This window comes from Streptomyces albiflavescens (genome assembly GCF_014645835.1).
GTDB lineage: Bacteria > Actinomycetota > Actinomycetes > Streptomycetales > Streptomycetaceae > Streptomyces > Streptomyces albiflavescens.
In genome coordinates, this window is the sequence record NZ_BMMM01000005.1 from 233,947 (window position 1) to 251,284 (window position 17,338).

Annotated in this window: 15 protein-coding genes and 2 pseudogenes; 11 read left to right on the forward strand and 6 right to left on the reverse strand. The window is 68.6% G+C overall.

What is annotated here, in order from left to right:
* Window positions 1-78 precede the first annotated feature (78 nt).
* Both IEY95_RS16110 and IEY95_RS16115 read right to left on the reverse strand, forming a co-directional pair.
* Window positions 79-315 (reverse strand): annotated as a pseudogene (locus IEY95_RS16110) (acetoacetate decarboxylase family protein); the annotation flags it as partial.
* A 161-nt stretch (window positions 316-476) separates the two neighbouring features.
* Complete coding sequence (locus IEY95_RS16115; protein WP_189186718.1) at window positions 477-1,442, reverse strand: alpha/beta hydrolase; 966 nt, start codon at window positions 1,440-1,442, stop codon at window positions 477-479.
* A 167-nt stretch (window positions 1,443-1,609) separates the two neighbouring features.
* Between IEY95_RS16115 and IEY95_RS16120 the strand changes: the two genes are divergently transcribed.
* Complete coding sequence (locus tag IEY95_RS16120) at window positions 1,610-2,056, forward strand: MarR family winged helix-turn-helix transcriptional regulator (protein ID WP_189186719.1); 447 nt, start codon at window positions 1,610-1,612, stop codon at window positions 2,054-2,056.
* 1,132 nt (window positions 2,057-3,188) lie between these two features.
* Here IEY95_RS16120 and IEY95_RS50155 read toward each other — a convergent pair.
* A complete protein-coding gene (locus IEY95_RS50155) occupies window positions 3,189-3,317 on the reverse strand; it encodes a hypothetical protein (protein ID WP_268240466.1) in 129 nt (42 codons plus the stop codon).
* Between the two features lie 386 nt (window positions 3,318-3,703).
* A pseudogene (locus tag IEY95_RS16130) lies at window positions 3,704-5,020 on the reverse strand (nuclease/transposase family protein); the annotation flags it as partial.
* 192 nt (window positions 5,021-5,212) lie between these two features.
* Here IEY95_RS16130 and IEY95_RS16135 point away from each other — a divergent pair.
* The 8 genes from IEY95_RS16135 (at window position 5,213) to IEY95_RS16170 (ending at window position 13,539) form a co-directional block, all read left to right on the forward strand.
* The gene (locus IEY95_RS16135) at window positions 5,213-5,764 is read left to right on the forward strand and encodes a SigE family RNA polymerase sigma factor (RefSeq protein ID WP_189186720.1); all 552 of its coding nucleotides are present in this window, start codon (window positions 5,213-5,215) and stop codon (window positions 5,762-5,764) included.
* Window positions 5,761-7,131, forward strand: coding sequence for an outer membrane protein assembly factor BamB family protein (locus tag IEY95_RS16140; protein WP_189186721.1), 1,371 nt, complete (start codon window positions 5,761-5,763; stop codon window positions 7,129-7,131). The genes IEY95_RS16135 and IEY95_RS16140 overlap by 4 nt, the downstream gene beginning before the upstream one ends.
* A 507-nt stretch (window positions 7,132-7,638) precedes the next feature.
* Complete coding sequence (locus IEY95_RS16145; protein ID WP_189186722.1) at window positions 7,639-8,610, forward strand: helicase associated domain-containing protein; 972 nt, start codon at window positions 7,639-7,641, stop codon at window positions 8,608-8,610.
* Between the two features lie 345 nt (window positions 8,611-8,955).
* Entirely contained in the window at window positions 8,956-9,165 is a 210-nt protein-coding gene (locus IEY95_RS16150; protein WP_189186723.1) for a ferredoxin, read from the forward strand.
* A complete protein-coding gene (locus tag IEY95_RS16155) occupies window positions 9,155-10,510 on the forward strand; it encodes an NAD(P)/FAD-dependent oxidoreductase (protein WP_189186724.1) in 1,356 nt (451 codons plus the stop codon). The genes IEY95_RS16150 and IEY95_RS16155 overlap by 11 nt, the downstream gene beginning before the upstream one ends.
* Window positions 10,511-10,552: 42 nt before the next feature.
* Window positions 10,553-11,734: a cytochrome P450 gene (locus IEY95_RS16160; RefSeq protein ID WP_189186725.1), complete on the forward strand. Its 1,182-nt coding sequence runs from the start codon at window positions 10,553-10,555 to the stop codon at window positions 11,732-11,734.
* A 482-nt stretch (window positions 11,735-12,216) separates the two neighbouring features.
* Window positions 12,217-12,633: an ester cyclase gene (locus tag IEY95_RS16165; protein WP_189186726.1), complete on the forward strand. Its 417-nt coding sequence runs from the start codon at window positions 12,217-12,219 to the stop codon at window positions 12,631-12,633.
* A 372-nt stretch (window positions 12,634-13,005) separates the two neighbouring features.
* Window positions 13,006-13,539 carry a DUF3558 family protein gene (locus IEY95_RS16170; RefSeq protein ID WP_229703070.1) on the forward strand — a complete coding sequence of 178 codons (534 nt, stop codon included), beginning with the start codon at window positions 13,006-13,008 and terminating at the stop codon, window positions 13,537-13,539.
* Between the two features lie 814 nt (window positions 13,540-14,353).
* On the opposite strand, the gene IEY95_RS16175 is transcribed toward IEY95_RS16170, so the two are convergent.
* Window positions 14,354-14,527, reverse strand: a complete 174-nt coding sequence (locus IEY95_RS16175) for a hypothetical protein (RefSeq protein WP_189186728.1) — start codon at window positions 14,525-14,527, stop codon at window positions 14,354-14,356.
* A gap of 1,042 nt (window positions 14,528-15,569) precedes the next feature.
* Between IEY95_RS16175 and IEY95_RS16180 the strand changes: the two genes are divergently transcribed.
* Both IEY95_RS16180 and IEY95_RS16185 read left to right on the forward strand, forming a co-directional pair.
* Complete coding sequence (locus tag IEY95_RS16180; RefSeq protein ID WP_189186729.1) at window positions 15,570-16,412, forward strand: hypothetical protein; 843 nt, start codon at window positions 15,570-15,572, stop codon at window positions 16,410-16,412.
* A gap of 224 nt (window positions 16,413-16,636) precedes the next feature.
* The gene (locus IEY95_RS16185) at window positions 16,637-16,774 is read left to right on the forward strand and encodes a hypothetical protein (RefSeq protein ID WP_189186730.1); all 138 of its coding nucleotides are present in this window, start codon (window positions 16,637-16,639) and stop codon (window positions 16,772-16,774) included.
* 117 nt (window positions 16,775-16,891) lie between these two features.
* Here the strand turns inward: IEY95_RS16185 and IEY95_RS16190 are convergent, their stop codons facing one another.
* A complete protein-coding gene (locus IEY95_RS16190) occupies window positions 16,892-17,209 on the reverse strand; it encodes a hypothetical protein (protein ID WP_189186731.1) in 318 nt (105 codons plus the stop codon).
* Window positions 17,210-17,338 lie beyond the last annotated feature (129 nt).

Consider the following 17,338-nt stretch of genomic DNA (forward strand, 5'->3'; position numbering starts at 1 on the left):
GCTGCAGCCGGGCCAGGGATTCTGACCGCGGAGGGCGTACTGCTCGCCCTCGTCACGCAGGACATCGGCCTCGTCGGTGATCTCTGTACTCACCGGCAGCGACAGCACGTAGGAGTCGAGGTGATCGTTCTTCAGGGCGGAGACGAGGTCGACGAATCCGAGCTTGCCGTGCCGTGCGGGCTTGACGGCGATTCCGACGGCGGCTTCGGTGGAGAAGTCGATGTCGCACACGTCGTAGCGGAAGAACATCACCGAGACCAGCCCGAGGCCCGGCGCGATCTCCAGCGGCGCGAGCTCGCTGGGCAGGCGGGAGCGGCGCCGCGCACTCAGGCCGGCAGGGCTCCGCCCGCGAAGCCCCCTCGCCTTCGCCCTAGCTTGCGCAAGGCGTTGCCGAGCAGGCCGCGCCTGCACCGCAGGAAGCCCTGCAGCCCGGGCATTGGCACCGCCCGGACTGCAGGGTGAGAGGGATGGCTGGGTTACACGGTGCCGAGAGCGGTGCTCAGGGTGGCGACGGCCTGGCTGATGGCGGCTTCGGCGGCATGGGTGTTGCGCAGCGCGTTGAGCATGACGAAGTCGTGGATGACGCCCTGGTAGCGCACGGCGGTGACCGGGACGCCGGCCTGCCGCAGCTTGCTGGCGTAGGCCTCGCCCTCGTCGCGCAGCACGTCGGCCTCGGCGGTGATGACCAGGGCCGGGGGCAGGCCCTGCAGTTGGTCGGTGGTGGCACGCAGCGGTGAGGCGGTGATCTCGGCCCGCTGGTTCTCGTCGGTGGTGTACTGGTCCCAGAACCACTGCATGGCGTCGCGGCGCAGGAAGTACCCTTCCGCGAACTGGTGGTAGGAGCCGGTATCGAAGGCCGCGTCGGTGACCGGGTAGAACAGCACCTGCTGCACCAGCGGAACGTCGCCGCGCTCCTTGGCCATCAGGGTCAGCGCGACGGACATGTTGCCGCCGACGGAGTCGCCGGCCACCGCGAGGCGGGTGGCGTCCAGGCCCTTGGCCGCGCCCTCGCGGACGATCCACTGAGCGACGACGTAGTTCTGCTCGATCGCGACTGGATAGCGGGCCTCGGGAGACAGGTCGTACTCGGGGAAGACGACGGCCGCCCCGGCGCCGACGGCCAGTTCGCGCACCAGCCGGTCGTGCGTGTGGGCGTTGCCGAAAACCCAGCCGGCACCGTGGATGTAGAGGATCACCGGCAGGGGTCCCCCGGCAGAGGCCGGCCGGACGATGCGGGCCCGGACCGATCCGGTGGGGCCGCCCTGGACGGTGACCCATTCCTCGACGATATCCGGCTTGGCGATCTCGCCGGACTGCACCTCGTCGACAGCCTTGCGGCCCTCGGACGGACCAAGGTCGAAGAGGTACGGAGGGTTCGCCGTGGCCTCGGCGAAGGCGGCGGCGGCCGGCTCCAGCACCGGGCGGTTGGCGCTTTCGGACATGGGTGCTCCTTCTGGGTCGTGCCGGCGGCCAGGGCGACCGTTCGGCGGGACGACAGAACAGTATCGCTCGATTAAGTCGCGCACAACTTAATCGAGCGGCATATAGTCGCGGTCACGCGAAATGATAGGATGGGCTGGATTGATTGCTCGACGTTAGGACCGAAGCCATGGACCACGCCGAACAGGAGGGCTCCCTCCTGCTCCAGGACCAGCTGTGCTTCGCCCTGTACGCCGCCTCGCGATCGGTCACAACGCGATACCGGCCGCTGCTGGAGGAGCTGGGGCTGACCTACCCTCAGTACCTGGTCATGCTGGTGCTGTGGGACCAGGATTCGGTCCCCGTCCGCAACCTGGGCGCCGCACTCCAGCTCGAGTCCAGCACCCTCTCCCCCCTCCTCAAGCGCCTGGAATCCAGCGGCCTGATCCACCGCCAGCGGAGCGCCGACGACGAACGCTCCGTCACCATCCGCCTCACCCAGGCCGGTACGGATCTCCGCGAGAAGGCCCGCACCGTACCCCTGGCCATCGGCAAGGCCATGGGCCTGACCCTCGAGCAGGACACCACCGCCAAACAACTGCTCCGCCTGCTCACCGCGAACGTCAACCGCAGCTGACCTCACCGGGCAAGCCGACAGGACGGGCGGCACCGCCAGCACCTGCTATTGGACCGCATCCGGGGTGTCTAAGGCGATCTGAGGAGAGCGGTACGAGTCATCGAGCTGGAAGGACGGACGCAGCGGCCACTGCTGCATACGCGGTGAAGCAGGCAACGACAGGCAACGACAGGCCCCTACCAGGGACACGTAGCCGAGTTGGATTGTGCGGCGTGGTGCGAGATGTTGAGGCCTGAAAGGGTTCTGTCAGCGTTCTCGTGAAACCCATCCGCGCGCCACTTGGAGTGATCCGTGGCCCCCGAATGTCGAGGCACGATCAGATCTCTGCAAGTAGGAAGATCCACATGATGCCGGCGAGAGAGGGCAGGACGTACGTAATCAGTGGAAGTGAGCCTGGCCCTCGCCGATTCCATGCCGCTCGTGTCTCGGCGTATTCAGGTAGTCGAGCGCGGGCTCGCTCACGTATGAGCTCGCACTAGCAGAGGTGCCGGTGACCGACATACAGCCAGGTGCCTGCGAGAGCGAGCCCGAACACGGCGATGATCCGGCTCCCGGAAGTCCCTTGGTCTTGGTGATGACCTCCTGTGAGGATGGTGCTGTACGCAACGGCAAGCAACGACTGAGCCACCAGGAACAGGTTGCCTCGTTGAAAGACCATGCCGTTCTCATGGAGCGCGTGCTCCCGGTACCGCTCGTCTTGCGCGGTTCGCTGACTGACGGCGCGTGGTTGTCTTCCCCTATAAGGCTTCCATCCCCGTTCTGGGCTTCCGGTAGCTGTCGCTCCGGTGCTGCAGTGCCCGAACTGGCGAAGTCGCAGCGCTGCTCTCCGGCGATTGCAGCGCGCGCTCAAGCCTGCGCCGACTCATAGAGCACAAGGAACCAGCCGTGGAACGCCAACGCACGTCGCACCAGCGGTCCGCGGCCGGCCTGTCATCTGGTTCAACTTCTTTTGCAGCTGCGCGAATGGGCGGCCGGCTCAGCGCGGGCGCCAGGTGCGCACCTCCAGGTGGAGGATGTGGGCGTCGGGGCGGATCCGTCCAGTCTTCACGAGCCACTGGTGAACGGCGGCGGTGACGTCTCCCCCTGCGGCGTCGACGCGGCGAGCGAAGTCGGCTGTGTCGTGGCCGCCGGTCTACGCGGAGCCGTAGGCGCGTTCCTCGGTGTGGTCGGCACGCTGGAAGACGTCGCGGCGGATGCCGGGTGAGTCGGTGCGGCTGCCCGAGGGGTGCAGGTAGCCGGTTTTGGCGAGGCGGACGGTCAAGGCCAGGCGCAGGCCTTGGCGGGCGGCTTCAGCGATGAGGGGGCGCAGGCGGGAGGAGCCGAAGGCGATGGCTTGGGCGCCGACGCGGCCGGTGCCAGAGCCGGTGGGGGTGGTCAGGACGGCTTTGCTCCGGACGCGGGCGCGGGCGCCGGAGGCAGTGGTGCGGCCGTGGGTGTAAGCGGGCGGCGATGGCGGTGAGTTCGGGCAGGTCGGCGAGGCCTCCGGTCTGGACTGCGGCCAGGACCTGTTGGAGGGCGGGGACGAAGGCTGCGCCCTTGTTCTTTGTGTAGAACTGGGAGACCAGGCAGGGGGCACGGTTGATGCGGGCAATGTCGCGTTTGGTGGCCGATCGAGAAGCGACTGTACGAAAGTGCCAACTACCGTTCCTAGAAGCTGAGCGGGAGTGAGTCCTGTTGCCAGGACTCATGCTCAGTCGGACGCCCCGGACGGTGTTGGGCGTTCTGGTCCACCGCGTTCGCTCCGCGTCCGGCGCCGACGGATCGTGTCCGTGGTCCGGGGATGCGGGGGCGGTTTCCCTCACGCCCCGGAGTATCCGAGCCGGCCTGGGCGGTCCGATGCCCCTCACGATCCCTCTGGTCGTGCAGGGGTGATGCCATCCTCCCCCAGTGCCTTAAGGGCCTGGGAGGTGCCCCCATCCGGATCGGGTGCCCCAGGGCGCGCCTGCCGATCGCCACGGCGACCACGTCATGGCGCGTGGGCTTCCTGCTCGTGCTGGTGAGGGGCTTCTGCCAATGCTGGGCGCCCCACCGGGAGGTGTAGGCCGGGTCGACCGCGACGATGGTGATGCCGAGTTCGGCCGCCATGCTGACGAGCCGGTCCCGCAGCCTGGATAACGGCATGCCGGAGATGAGCTTGCGGAAGCGTTTGCGGCGGCCGTGTTTCTCGCGGGTGGTCTGCGTGGTGAAGTCGAGGTCTTCGACCGCGATGCCGAGGTGGTGGCGTTCGGCCCAGTGCAGCAGGCCGATCAGGGCGTGCCGGACTTGGGCGTCGCGATGCTGGGCGGTGCCGGTCAGGTCGTAGCCGAAGCGGAGCGGTTCGCCGACGGGGTTGCCGTGCTCGTCCAGGCGCCAGGCGGCCAGATGGTCCGCGTTGATGTCCACGCCGACCATTCCCCTCACGCGGGCCGCGGCCAAAGGCACAGTCTTGACCGGGGGGATGGTCCAGGACGCGGTCAGATACCAGCGGCCCCGCACCGTGTCTTCGTGGATGCGGTAGGCCACAGCCCGGTTCGCGGTGACACGGTCGCGCCACTGCTCGCCCCGATACGCGAACGCCACCCGAGAGGCGAGTAAGTACCGGCCGTGCCGGGCGTTGGCCAGGTGCACCAGCGGCGCCGACAGCCTGAGGGAGACTTCCCCGTCGGGGGTGACGCGGATGGTCTCGTTGCCGAACCGCTTGCCGGACTCGCCATCCGCCTGGAGAAACCGGCGCTCGACCTGCCACCGCCGGCGCCACTGTGCCTCGGTGAGCTGCGCTGCCTGCGGGTGGTGCCTGGTGTTCAGCAGCCGCTTGCCGCCGCGCACCACGCGCACGACACCCACCCCACGGTCCGCCTGCGCCACCTTAAGCCGGTCCTCAAGGACGTGCAGGCGGCGGGACTTGGCGAACCACTCCTCCCGTGTGCGGTAGCCGCCCGAGGCACGCTTGCTGCCCTTCTCGCCGACCGGGAGCGACAGGCGATGACCTCTAAGGTGGCTGAGAGGATCGGGGGGCTCGGGTCGCTTGGCCGGCTTGCCGTCGCTTGTCTGCTGCCGTGGGACTCAAGGCGGGATCGGAAACGTGCGGGCAAGATCCCGCGGAAGAAACCCGGAACGGCAGGCATAGATCGACTGTGGTCCGCGCGTCCTTGGGAGCGTTAGGGAACGGGAGGGCCCATGGACCCGCAGGACCACGAGAGATTCCGGGACTTCGTCGACGCCCGGTGGAGCGCCCTGCTGCGCCTGGCGAACTTGCTCACCGGCGGCGACCGGCACGAGGCCGAGGATCTTGTGCAGATCGCTCTGATGAAGGCGCTGGGCCGCTGGCGGCATATTGACGACCCGGAGGGATATGTGCGCAAGGTGATGTACCGACAGCAGATCAGTCGCTGGCGGTTGCGTCGCCCGCACCGCGAGGCGACGTTCGCCGCACTGCCGGAGGATCTCGGCGTCGCTGACGGCACGTCCGCCGCCGATCTGCGGATCACCGTCGGCCAAGCGCTCGCCCAGCTGACCCCGCGGCAGCGCACCATGCTGGTGCTGCGCTATTTCGAAGACCTGTCCGAGACGGAGGTGGCGAGCGCCCTGGGCTGCTCGGTGGGCACAGTGCGCAGCACCACCCATCGGTCGCTGGCCCGGCTGCGCAGTCTCGCGCCGGAGCTGGGTGCCCCGGCTCAGGCCGTAGCCGCCGCTCCGAGCAGCAACATTCCGAAGGGAGCCCACACATGAACGCCGACCAGCTGGACCGCGCGATCCGGGACGTCCTGCACACGTGGACCCCCGACAACCCCAGCGCTCCCGCGGACATCGCCGGCCGCATCGTGCGCCGCCGCCGACGGCGGATCCTCGTGCGCGCGACCGGCGCGGCCCTCGGCCTCACCGGTATCGCCTTCGGTGCGGCCCTGGCCACCGGTGCGGGCGGCGACAACGGGGCGCAGCCGCCGGCTTCGCGGGTAAGCAAGCAGAGCAACCTGCTGTGGCAGACCACGATGCCCGGCAAATCCTGGGACGCCTGCACCACCGGCCCCGGCGCCGTCTACTGCCGGGGAGTGGAGTACGACGGCATCGGCGTGAACGCCCGTACCGGAAAGGTCACGTGGCAGCAGAAAGCCAAGGACGTCAACGGCGGCAGCTCCCCAGCAGGATCGCTGCCCGGTATCCGCGACAAAGTGCTGTACACCTACGCCGATCACGCCCCGGGCGCCCCCAGAGCCGGCACCGACCTCGTCGCCCTCGACATCGGCAGTCGGCAGGTGCTGTGGAAGCACGAGCTGGCCGACGACAGCCGCAACCAGGCGTCTGCCGTGCTGTTCGACGGCGGGATCCTCGCCAACTCCCCGACCTTCAAGAGCGTGGCCGCGCTGGACGACAGGACGGGCCGGACACTGTGGACGTACTCGTGGAAGAAGGCCGATTGTGACCGGGTCGCGATCGGTGGCGTCCCGTACCTGATGTGCTCGCCGGACAGCGAGAAAGCCCCGCAACGCAGCGCCATCGTCCGGTTGGACCCGGCGACCGGCAAGCCACGGACGGTCGCGACCGTCAACGGCCCGACGGCCTACATCGGCACGGACGGGGATGCCGTGCTGCTGGGCGGTATGGCCGGCGGACAGAGGTCCTTCAGGGACTCCGGGCCCGCCACCCTGACCCGCGTCGACCTCAGCTCGGGCAAGGTGTCGCAGTACCCCCTCGACGGCCTGCCGATGGGCGTGATCGCGGACGGCATCATCCTGGCATCCGGCAGAAACAGCAGCGCCGTCGCGTACTCGGCCAACAACGGCAAGCGACTGTGGTCGCGTGACCTCGGACTGAAACTGCGCAAGGACTCGCGCGAGCCCACGATGCGGGAACTGGCCTCCGCCGCCGCTGTGGATCTTGACAGCCGGGTGGCCTACTACCTCGATCCGTCCGGACATCTGGTCGGCCTCGACCTGGACAGCGGTGCGATGCGCTGGCGCGGCCGGGTGCAGGTGCCGAAGAGCCCGGTGGAGGCAGGGATCGCCCCCGAGCTGATGGTCTACGATCACGGCCTCATCGGCCAGATCGGCGGCGAACTCTTCCGGATCAAGCCCGTGCTGCCCAAGACGGGTTCGTAGCCAGGGGTGGGAGGAGGCCGCGCGGGCCCCGGCAGGGGAACCCGGGTCCCGCGTCGGCCGCGGAGTGCGACAGGCGGGGACGACGGTTCGGCGCCGGGGCCCCGGCTTGGGTCCTGCCGGGCGGCCCGGTCGGATCTGGTGGCCGGACGCGGCGATGAACGCGGCGGCCTGGCGGACGATGCGACGTGCTGTAGGGGTGCTGATCTCCGGGTGGTCGGTGGTGATGCGGAGGGGCGAGGATCCGAATGAACTGCTCACCTCGTACCCGTATGGCACCCTCACGAAGGTTCTCGGAGTCTTGCGGGCCACGACTCGGAGACGATCGAGGGGCTCGCCGATCCTCGTCTGCGCAACGGCCGTTGGGGTGTTGAAGCGGACGGTGAGGGCGTCGACCAGGACCACGATGGGGGCGCTGACGACGGCGTTCGGGAGCGGGACGTTGATCGCGTTGCGTTGTCTGCGCGGGCGCCGGGGGTGCTGCGGTTCAGTGAGGAGCGCGATCCGGCTGTGCTCACCGCTATCGTGCGGCTGCGGGTCATCGACCCCGAGGGGGCTTACTGGCGGCGTGGGGTCGAGGCGGCCACGCGGTGGCTGTGGGAGACTGGCAACGTCGAGCTGCGGGTGACGTACACGTACGTGACGCCGCAGGAGTGGTCGTCAGTCGGCTCTCATCCGCTGGGGGTGTGGGTGGCTGATCAGCGCCGCTACTACGCGGCCGGCACCTTGGAGGCCGGCCGGGTGGCCGAGTTGGAAGCGCTCGGGATCGTGTGGTCGGTGCAGGCTTCCGCGTGGGGCGCGGGCCTGGCCGTGGCCCGCTCGTACGCCGATGTCCACGGGCACGTCCTCCCGCCGGCCTCGGCGGTGTGGGAGGACTTCCCCGTGGGGGTGTGGGCCAAGAACCAGCGCGCAGCAGCCCTTAAGACGGTTGAGAGCGCGGCGCGGCGGGAGGCCGGGGAAACGGGCCTGACTGCTGCTGGTGAGCTGTCGGAGAGTCGTAGAGAGGCTCTTGCGGAGGTGGATCCGGGGTGGTGCCCGGTGCGGGAGATCGGCTGGCAGCGTGGTTACCGGCTCACCCTCACCCACCTGCGGGCCGGCGGGGCGCTGCCGGAGCGGGCGGGCGAGGTGATCGTGCAATGCGAGGACCTCGGAACGTGGATCGCCGGGCAGCGTGCCGGGTGGGACCAGCTGGTCCCGGCGCAGCAGTACCTCCTGGAGCCCATCGGAGTCGAGCCTCCGGCCGAGGGCGAGACATCGGTGCCGGCGCGCCGGACACAAGGGGATCGGTGGGCGGCCAACCTGGCGGCCGCACGCCAGTTCCACGCCCGTGAGGGGCATTTGGTCGTGCCCCGCAAGCGCGTAGAACTGAGTGAGGGCGATCCGGTCAAGCTGGGGGCGTTCCTGGACAACACCCGCAGACGGGCATCGAAGCCGTACGACCAGCGCCGGGCGGAACTCGACGCCCTCGGCATGCGCTGGTAGCCCCTTCCGGAAGCCGACCGAGTCACCGACCCACTTGACGAAGTCACCCATCATCTGCCTCTCCGCCGCCCAGAGTTGAGTACGGGTGCTCATGCGCATCACCACCAGCCGCGGCACGTGCACCCATGGCCGACCCCCTTTCAGCCCCGGAACGCCGGCTGGGCTATTCCCGCAGGTGTTCACCCCCTGGTGTCCCCTGGTGTCCTCATCGGCGCCGCGTTCAACCTTGACCGCGTCGTGGGCTGAACCGACCTGTGGCCTTCTTCGAGCAGTCGCCGTGCGAGCCTCCGGCTCCCGGCTCATGCTGGGAATGAGGGGGGTGGGACAACGGAGGAAGTGGTGGAGATGCGGACCGTTGTCGACCTCACACGCTGCCAGGGCTACGCACAGTGCGTGTTCCACGCCCCCGATGTGTTCGAGCTGCACGGCGAGGAGGGACTGCTGTACGCCACGGCCGTCCCCGATGACCAGGTCGAGCGCGTGCGCCTGGCTGCGGCGGCGTGCCCGGTGCAGGCGATCCTTCTCGGGGAAGCGGTGAGCAGCGGTGCCCGGTGATCTGAAGGACGGCCGTATCGTCATCGTCGGTGCGTCGCTGGCTGGGCTCAGGGCCGCGGAGGCACTGCGTGAGGAAGGCTTCACCGGCTCACTGACTGTAGTCGGAGATGAACCCCACGCTCCCTATGACCGGCCGCCGCTGTCGAAGCAAGTGCTGCTGGGGCAGGCCACAGCGGACACCACCGAGCTGCCGATGCGCATGGATCCGGACGCCGAGTGGCGGCTGGGCGTACGCGCCACTGGTGTGGACCTGCTGGCGAAACGAGTCCTGCTGGAGGACGGGGAGCCACTGCCGTACGACCGGCTGCTGATCACCACTGGGACCCGGGCCCGCCCCTGGCCCGACCCGGACGAGGCCGCCCTGGAGGGTGTGTTCACCCTGCGCACATGTGAGGACGGTGCAGGGCTGGCGGAGCGGCTGGCCGCGAAGCCGGAGCGGGTGCTGGTGATCGGCGCCGGCTTCACCGGCTCGGAGATCGCTTCCGCCTGCCGGGAGTTGGGTGTGGAGGTCACGGTCGCCGAACGGGGCCCCGCGCCTCTGGTGGGCGCCCTGGGCGGCACTCTGTCGAAGCTCGCCGCTGTCATGCAGCGCAATCACGGCGTGGATCTGCGCACCGGGGTGACGGTCACCGCTCTGCACGGCAACGGAAGCTTCACCGGGGCGGAGTTGTCCGACGGCAGCCGAGTCGACGCGGACGTGTGCGTCGTAGCCCTGGGAGCGATCCGCAACGTCGAGTGGCTGGCGGACTCCGGACTGGCTGCGGGCCCGCGCGGGATCGCCTGCGACGCCGGGTGTCGCGCCTTCAACATGTATGGGATCGTCACCGACGACGTGTTCGTGGCCGGCGACGTCTCCCGCTTCCCCCACCCGCTCTTCGGCTACCAGATGCTCTCACTGGAGCACTGGGGGAACGCCGTCGAACAGGCAGAAGTGGCGGCCCACAACATGGTCAACCCGGGGCCCCTGCAGCGCCCGCACCTGTCCATCCCGACCTTCTGGTCGACCCAGTTCGGGCTCAACATCAAGTCGGTGGGCGTGCCCACCTTCTCCGACCACATCGTCATCGCCCAGGGGTCCCTCGAGGCGCGCCGTCTGGCGATGGTCTACGGCTACCAGGGCCGGGTCACGGCCGCGGTCACCGTCGACATGGCCAAGGCCCTCGACTACTACCGGCATCTGATCGAGACCGCTGCTCCGTTCCCGCCGCCGCCCGGCGCGCAGGACCGGCCCATCGCGGCCGACATCACGATCCCCTCCGAGGTTCCGGACCCTTCCGTACTGTCGCACGGTCCGACCGTCGCGCTCACCGGCCACCTCCCCGACCGCCGGCTGACGGTGGTGTGAACCACCGACCGTCCCATGTTCTGCCCACCCCGAGGAGCCGTCATGGACTCCGAGACCCTGCTGGCACGGATCACCGACTACGCCAGCCGCCCCAACCCCTACCCGCTTTATGAGGAACTCCGCCAGGCCGGTCCCGTCGTGTGGCAGACGGACGGCAACTGCCTGATCGGCACCTACCACCAGATCGCCGCTCTGCTCCACGATCCACGGATGAGCGCCGCCCCCCGCCCCCATGGGGAGGCGCCCCGACAGCCGTTCCTGCGGGTCGACGACCCCGAACACCACCGACTGCGCACCCTGGCCATGCGGCCCTTCGGCCCCCCGCACAGCCCCCGCCGTATCGAGGGCATGCGCGCGGAGATAGACCGGATCACCAAGGAGCTGATGGCATCCTTCGAGTCTGGCCAGAAGATCGACATCGTCGACGACTTCGCCTACCCGCTGCCCGTCACCGTCATCTGCCGTCTGCTCGGCGTGCCGCGCGAGGACGAGCCGCTCTTCAGGGCCTGGTCCGACGCCCTGGTGGCAGCCGCCGACGTGAGGCCCGACCAGGACACCACCGAGACCGACAAGGCCGGTGAGCAGGCGCGCATGGAGATAGGCGGGTACCTGCTGAACCTGGCCGAGCAGCGCCGTGGCCACCCGAGCGACGACCTGCTCTCCGCCTTCGTCAACGAGCCCGACCCGGCCCTCCGGCTCACCCAGGAAGAGCTCGCCGTAACCGCCGTACTGCTCCTCATCGCCGGACACGAGACCACGGTCAACCTGATCACCAACGGGGTGCTCACCCTGTTGCGCCAGCCCGAGCAGCTGGATCACCTGCGGCGCGAACCCGATCTGCTGCCGCGGGCGGTGGAGGAACTGCTGCGCTACGAACCACCGGTCCACATGCGCGAACGCATCCCGCACGCCGACATCGAGGTAGCCGGCACTGCCATCCCCCAAGGCACCTCCGTCATCCTGGTCCTCGCCTCCGGTAACCGCGACCCCAAGCGGTTCCACGAGCCCGACAGGTTCGACCCCACTCGCCCCGACAACCAACACTTCGGCTTCAGCAGCGGCATCCACTTCTGTTACGGCGCGCCCTTGGCCCGCCTCGAAGCCCAGACCGCGCTCGGCGCACTGCTCCCCCACCTCGGCACCGCCAGCCTGGTCCAGGACCCGCCCCCCTACCGCCAGAACGCCATGCTCCGCGGCCCCCGCCACCTGCCCGTCCATCTGTGAAAGTGCGGGTCAGGCAATCACTGACGGCCCTCGCTCCATGGCAGCAACGCCGCAGCCACGAGCCCCCGAACGGGATGGTCCACCGTCGTGCGTGGGCTGCCCCAGGACACCACCCTCGGTCCCCCGACCAGCAGCCGGGTGCCCGGTCAGCCGCCCGCTGTGAGGCGGGGCAGCATCCGGACGAACCCACCGCGCCGGCGTCGTCGGGCCGGTGGGTTCACGCTGCGCCGACGCCGAGAGGACCGCGCACGCGCGGCTGCGCCGAAATCTATGGGAGTCCGCCGGGGCGAGATCATCGGCCCTTCCACCGCTCCGCCCACGGCAGTCGGTGCTCTTCGTCCGCCGGCAGGCCCTGCGCGGTCGGGGGCTTGCCTCGCAGACATGCTGGGGGCGATCGGCCGATGTACGGTCGATATACGGCGTTGGTGCGGACCTCTCAGCCGACGAACAGGCCGGTGCCCCAGACACACCCGGGAGTGCCCATGGCTCAGCAAGCGAACATCGCCGCACAGACTGCCTTCGCAGAGGCCGTCGTCACCGGCAACCTGGACGCCCTCGACGAGGTCGTCGCCCCCAACTCGGTCGACCACGATCCCGCCCCGGGACAGACGCAAGGGCCCGACGGGTACAAAGCCATGTTCAGCGAGCTGCGAACGGCTTTCCCCGACTTGCGCGTCGAGGTCGAGCACCTGATGGCTACCGATGACGAGTTGGCCTTCGCCTACACGATCACCGGGACGCACTTGGGACCGCTCATGGGGCAGCCGGCGACCGGCAAGAAGGTGAGCTACCGAGGCATGCAGATCAGCCGCTTCGACAGCGACGGCAAACTCGTCGAGCGCTGGGGCAGCAGCGACGAACTCGGCATGCTGCGTCAACTCGACCTGGCCGAGGTATGACCAGTCCACTGCACTGCTCCCCTCCGCCCGCTTCTCCATTGAGCCGACCGTGATCTACACGGCCGCTGATTCTGCGGCGTGAGCGGACACATCGAACGAGACACGGTCGCCGACCAGGACGTTCCCCGACCACGGCGCAGGATCAAGACGGGGTGCCGGCCGGATTTGTCGAGCAGCTTGTGGAGATCTGGCCAGCACTGCGCCGCCGTGACCGGCACCAACTCAGATCAGTGGGACGCTGACCTCTTGCGGGAGAGCATCGGGTATTGCGCTGCGGACCGTGCGCCCGGCTAAGCGTGAGACCACTCGGTCCACTCTTCGGTACGATCCGGGCCGGAACCGAATCGGGGGATGAACATGCGACGCGTGGTGATGACGGCGACGATCCTGGCCTGCGTGCTCGGGCTCGCGGCCTGTGGCGACAACGACAAGGGGTCGGGCGGACCGGCCGGCGGCGCCAGTGGGAGCTCGGCCGCGCAAGGCGACAGTGCCGGTAACGGCAAGACGGGGACACCGCTCGCCGGCGTCGATCCGTGCACCTTGCTGAAACCCGCCGACGTGCCGCAGCTCGACCAGGACGACCTCGCCCAGCCCACGATGCAGGCCATCCCGGGCAAACCGACGTGCAGCGGTTACGACTTCGCGGTCGAGATCAACGACGGCGGCGCGGACGTCCACGACATGGAGTTCCACAGCTCGCGGGCCAAAGCGCTGTCCGACATCGGCGGACACAAGGCGGTGCTGACGCAGACCACGACCGGTTCGGCGAAGGATTGCGCGGTCTCACTCGACGTCACCACACAGGAATACGTACGCGTCACCGTCACGGCAGGCGACAACCCCGCGCAGATGTGCGACATCGCCAAAAAGGCTGCAGAGGTCGTCGCGGGCAGGCTGTCCTCCTGACACGGCGCGTGGCCGTCCCAGCTGCCGGCGCGGGGGTTGAGTGCCGCGCCCGGAGGCTGCGGGTCGCCACCGGCCGCGGCGTTTGGCGGCGTGCCAGGCTCTGACCGACGAGAAAGAGGTCAGGCGCAAGTCCGGCCTCGGACCCACCCACATCGAGGAACTCCAGCAGACAGCCACTCGCCTGGAACAGCAGACGTCAGTCTGAGAGCGTCCTTCGTTGTCGTTCTTCAGTCCAACGAGCTTCGGCAGGAACTTCTTGGTGACCACCCTGTCGTTCAGCACGCCTCCGGCTGCCGCATGCTGGATCAGATGGTGGCGCAGATACGGGTGCGGCGGCCCGTCCTTCTCTTCCTGCTGAGCACTGAAGGCGACGGTCAGTTGCCGGTGGGCCCGCGCTTGGGAAAGACCATGGGTTCGATATCGCGATGTCCCGGGTCTGTCGGGGGCGGCAAATGCCGCCGTCCGCCTGCTCGAACGGGAACGGTTGTCTCCAGGCGTCGTGTCAGTGGCGCTGAGCGTATGGTCCGTGCGCGTCCACGGCATCAAGCGTCGGTGGAGGCAGTGGGAAGCCGAGTTCACCTGCCCGTGCTGCGGCGAGGGCTGGGCCCGGGACAATCTGCAACAGGCTCTGTTTTTGCTGCCGCCGAAGGTCGCCACCGAACTTCGAGTGCAGGTGGAGCGTCTGGACGTGATCCTGCTCAGGCGAACACACCATGAGCCTGAGCCTCTGGCAGATCCGGATTCGGCGTGGTGGCATCGTAGATGCTGCGGCCTCGGCGGCCGCGAGGCGCCGGCCATCCCGCCACGGCCACGCTCAGGTGCATCTGGGCGACGCACACGCCATGCCCGGCGCCTGGCGCAGGAAGTAGCCGAGGGTGGTCTCCAGGCGGTCGACAGGGTGGGAGACGATCGCGGCCGGCTCGATGAGGATGACGTGGCCGGCCTGGCGGGCCTGGTCGACGAGTTCGAGGTCCTCGCAGTCTCCCATCCACCAGCCCCGCCGTCCGAGATCGGTGCGGAACAGGCCGATTGCTCGAACAGCAGGTTGCAGCCGGTGACCCACGGCTTGACGGTGTCCGCCTGGTCGCTCGACGAACCCTCTGTCTCGGTGCCGGACTGTGCCACCGCTGGTCCCGCAGCCATCCGCGGCAACTCAGAAGCCCCGCACAACCGGTCGCCCGGTTGTGTACAGGCCCTCCCGCCGCAGCAGAGCCCCCTTGCCCTTCTTGTCCAGCGTCTCGTACTCCGCGCAAGGATCCTCGCCTTGTACTCCGCTGTGTACCGGCGCGGGCCGGTCGAACGGGCTGCTACCTGCGGATCAGAGGTCCCGTGGTCGTTGGTGCTGGCCACCTGGGCACTACTCCCTCTCCGCCCTCGACTCAATGAATCATCCAGTATGCCTGACTCGATCTACTTTGACAGAGAGGGCCGGCCGCCAACCCGCCGACGCGGCGGCGTCGCCGCTGCGGGTTCGGCGCCAACCGCAGCCACCCCACCAGCGTGGCGGTCTCGGCCTCGGTGGCCTGCTCCCACCCGACATCGACCGCCCACAGACCGGAACCATCTCAGCAGATCGTGACCGCAGCTCCGACAGGTCAGTGGGCTCACATCGCCCAGCAGCAGATCCCGCAGGTACCGGCTCACCGGCTCGATCTCCCGGCTCGCCCCATCGACCACCATGTACGGCAGCGACGCCACCGAGCCCTCAACCACAGTGCCGACCCGCGGCAGATCCGCCCGGCCGTCCATCAAGTCCCGATGCGCGCCAGTGAACTCAGCATTCCTGGACACAGGGCCAAATTGCTTCATGCCCGCGCCAACTGATCGCCAGCAGATCAACCAGATAGCGCAGTCAACGGAGCAGTCCGGCCGGCGGCTACGGCGCCGAGACGTTCCGCGGTCGGCACATGCAACTGGCGGTGCAGAGCGATCGAGTGCACCTGGGCGCCCCCTGTGCGGCAGACATCCCCGGGGGACGGGAGGCGGGACATGATGGAGGGACGGATGCGTTATGCGAGGAGGAGTACGACATGGCCGGGTCGGGCTCGGGCGGTGTGGAGGGTGTGACGGGCGGCAAATCGCGGTTCGACGACATCTACGACCGGCCAGACCCTCGCGCGTATTTCAGGCGGCTGGCCCCGCTGGAGTACGAGATCCCGCACCACGCCCAGCCGGTCTTCCGGCAAGTCGCGACCGAACGTGCCGCGCTCGACGACGGCCGCCCCCACAGTCCGGCGGTGCTGGACGTGTGCTGCTCGTACGGGATCAACGCCGCGCTGCTCAACCACGACGTCACGCTGGCGGAGATGTACGAGCGGTACACCTCACCTGCTCGCCAGGCAATGTCGACGGCAGAACTGGCGGCGCGGGACAAGGTGTTTTATGCCGAGCGGCGCCGACCGGACGCAGTGCCGGTGTTCGGCCTGGACGTGGCGGCACCCGCCGTGCACTACGCGCTCGAGGTGGGGCTCTTGGACGCCGCCTTCACCGACGACCTGGAAAAGGGCTCTCCCAGCCCCAGGCTGAGGCGCGCGCTCGCAGAGGTCGGCCTCATCACGCTGACGGGCGGCGGCAGCTATATCACTGCCCGAACGTTCACGGCACTGCTGGACGGTGCCCGCAGACCGGTATGGGTCAGCGCGTTCGTGCTGCGGACGGTGTCGTACCACCCGATCGTGCGGAGATTGGCTGCGCACGGTCTGCGCACCACCGTTGATGTCTCCCGCAGCTATCCACAGCGCCTCTTCACTGACGAGCGGGAACGGCAGTATGCGATCGCGGCGGTACGGGTGCTGGGTGGCGACCCTGCCGGGCGCGAGGAGAACGGTCATTTCCACAGCCTGCGCTATGAGTCCCGCCCTGATACACCGTGACACCCGGGGAATCGCTCCGACGTCGTCGTCGACCTGCGACCGGCGAACTTCCTCGATGCCGACGGATGCGGCTCCTTGTGCCGATCAGCAACCAGTCCTTGACCACCCACCGTATGTTCACCTGGGCGCTATCGAAAGTACGCCTGAGAAGCACCCACGGTGCAGGAAAAGGCTGCATTGTCTGGTTTCAGACACCCGTATCCGAGTATAGAAAGTCAGACAACATGGCCGAGATACTGGCAGCCGTGGCAACAAAGATCACCGTTGCTCTCGTTGAGGCGATCGTCCTGCGCCTCGTGTGGCAGCTGTGGTCCGCTTACTCACGCTCTCTGCGTACCGCCTTCGCACCGGCTGCCGCGTAACACCGCGGCGCCCGGCAGCGCTCACGCCACCGCGCGCCATTGGGTTGTGGTTTCGTCCGGCGGCCCTCCATGCCGTTCGACCGGCTCGGGCGCCGGAATTCACCCACGCCTGGATGCCTATGTCTGGGCATCTGGGGCCTTCTCCTCCTTCCGTCCGCTGCGTACCAGCCAGGTGGCTCCGCCGACGGCCAGGGCGACCGGCCATTCCAGAGCCCCCGCCACGGCCATTGCTCCAAGGCCTCCGTAGAACACGAGATCCTTGGCGGCGGGCGTACCGGGCAGTCGTGTTGTCGCCGCTCGGGCCGTGCTGGTCATCTCTTCCCTGGTGAGGTACGGAACCGGCACCGGAGGATGCAGTGTGCGCAGGTGAAGGTGCAGACCCGCGCCGTCGCCCGGGTGGGTTTCCTGTCGCGTCTTCTCCGCTGTCTTGCCCATCCCCCTCCTCCCTTCATCGGAGTCGGTGTGGTGTGCCTCTTCAATTCTCGCGCGCTTCCGGTGGCGCGTGTGCAGGGAAGGCGTTGCCATGGAAATGCGGGATGCCGGCCTCACCGTGCACGTGAAGTG